Raw genomic sequence first — 2,392 nt, 5'->3', positions numbered from 1 at the left:
TTGGTTAAGTCCTCGATCGATTAGTATTCGTCAGCTCCATGTGTCACCACACTTCCACCTCGAACCTATCTACCTCATCGTCTTTGAGGGATCTTACTTACTTGCGTAATGGGAAATCTCATCTTGAGGGGGGCTTCATGCTTAGATGCTTTCAGCACTTATCCCGTCCACACATAGCTACCCAGCGATGCCTTTGGCAAGACAACTGGTACACCAGCGGTGTGTCCATCCCGGTCCTCTCGTACTAAGGACAGCTCCTCTCAAATTTCCTACGCCCACGACGGATAGGGACCGAACTGTCTCACGACGTTCTGAACCCAGCTCGCGTACCGCTTTAATGGGCGAACAGCCCAACCCTTGGGACCGACTACAGCCCCAGGATGCGATGAGCCGACATCGAGGTGCCAAACCTCCCCGTCGATGTGGACTCTTGGGGGAGATAAGCCTGTTATCCCCGGGGTAGCTTTTATCCGTTGAGCGATGGCCCTTCCATGCGGAACCACCGGATCACTAAGCCCGTCTTTCGACCCTGCTCGACTTGTAGGTCTCGCAGTCAAGCTCCCTTGTGCCTTTACACTCTACGAATGATTTCCAACCATTCTGAGGGAACCTTTGGGCGCCTCCGTTACCTTTTAGGAGGCGACCGCCCCAGTCAAACTGTCCGCCTGACACTGTCTCCTGCCCCGCTAAGGGGCATGGGTTAGAATTTCAATACAACCAGGGTAGTATCCCACCGACGCCTCCTTCGAAGCTGGCGCTCCGAGATCTCTGGCTCCTACCTATCCTGTACAAGTTGTACCAAAATTCAATATCAGGCTACAGTAAAGCTCCACGGGGTCTTTCCGTCCTGTCGCGGGTAACCTGCATCTTCACAGGTACTATAATTTCACCGAGTCTCTCGTTGAGACAGTGCCCAGATCGTTACGCCTTTCGTGCGGGTCGGAACTTACCCGACAAGGAATTTCGCTACCTTAGGACCGTTATAGTTACGGCCGCCGTTTACTGGGGCTTCAATTCGCAGCTTCGCTTGCGCTAACCACTCCTCTTAACCTTCCAGCACCGGGCAGGCGTCAGCCCCTATACGTCACCTTACGGTTTTGCAGAGACCTGTGTTTTTGCTAAACAGTCGCCTGGGCCTATTCACTGCGGCTCTCATGCGCTTGCACGCTCAAGAGCACCCCTTCTCCCGAAGTTACGGGGTCATTTTGCCGAGTTCCTTAACGAGAGTTCTCTCGCACACCTTAGGATTCTCTCCTCGACTACCTGTGTCGGTTTGCGGTACGGGCACCTCTCACCTCGATAGAGGCTTTTCTTGGCAGTGTGAAATCAGGAACTTCGTCCATACGGACTCGCCATCACAGCTCAACGTTACAGTGTGCGGATTTGCCTACACACACGCCTTACTGCTTGGACGCGCACAACCAACGGCGCGCTTACCCTATCCTACTGCGTCCCCCCATTTCTCAAACGGTGAGGAGGTGGTACAGGAATATCAACCTGTTGTCCATCGCCTACGCCTATCGGCCTCGGCTTAGGTCCCGACTAACCCTGAGCGGACGAGCCTTCCTCAGGAAACCTTAGTCATACGGTGGACGGGATTCTCACCCGTCTTTCGCTACTCATACCGGCATTCTCACTTCTAAGCGCTCCACCAGTCCTTCCGGTCTGACTTCAACGCACTTAGAACGCTCTCCTACCACTGACATCGTAGATGTCAATCCACAGCTTCGGTGAATCGTTTAGCCCCGATACATTTTCGGCGCAGCGTCACTCGACCAGTGAGCTATTACGCACTCTTTAAATGATGGCTGCTTCTAAGCCAACATCCTGGTTGTCTGTGCAACGCCACATCCTTTTCCACTTAACGATTACTTTGGGACCTTAGCTGGTGGTCTGGGCTGTTTCCCTTTTGACTACGGATCTTATCACTCGCAGTCTGACTCCCGTGTATAAATATCTGGCATTCGGAGTTTGTCTGAATTCGGTAAACCGGGATGGCCCCCTAGTCCAAACAGTGCTCTACCTCCAGTATTCTCATCACGAGGCTAGCCCTAAAGCTATTTCGGAGAGAACCAGCTATCTCCAAGTTCGATTGGAATTTCTCCGCTACCCACACCTCATCCCCGCACTTTTCAACGTGCGTGGGTTCGGGCCTCCAGTAAGTGTTACCTTACCTTCACCCTGGACATGGGTAGATCACCTGGTTTCGGGTCTACGACCACGTACTATTTCGCCCTATTCAGACTCGCTTTCGCTGCGGCTCCGCCTTCTAAAGCTTAACCTTGCACGTAATCGTAACTCGCCGGTTCATTCTACAAAAGGCACGCTATCACCCATTAACGGGCTCTAACTACTTGTAGGCACACGGTTTCAGGATCTCTTTCACTCCCCT

General features: G+C 52.8%; 1 rRNA gene. It reads right to left on the bottom strand.

Features of this window, described 5'->3' with window-relative positions:
- Positions 1 to 2,392, bottom strand: a 23S ribosomal RNA gene (locus AC2CGN_RS25395); the annotation flags it as partial.

This window comes from Lysinibacillus sp. DFXJR4, from assembly GCF_057196045.1.
This window is presented reverse-complemented; position numbering and strand designations above follow the sequence as displayed.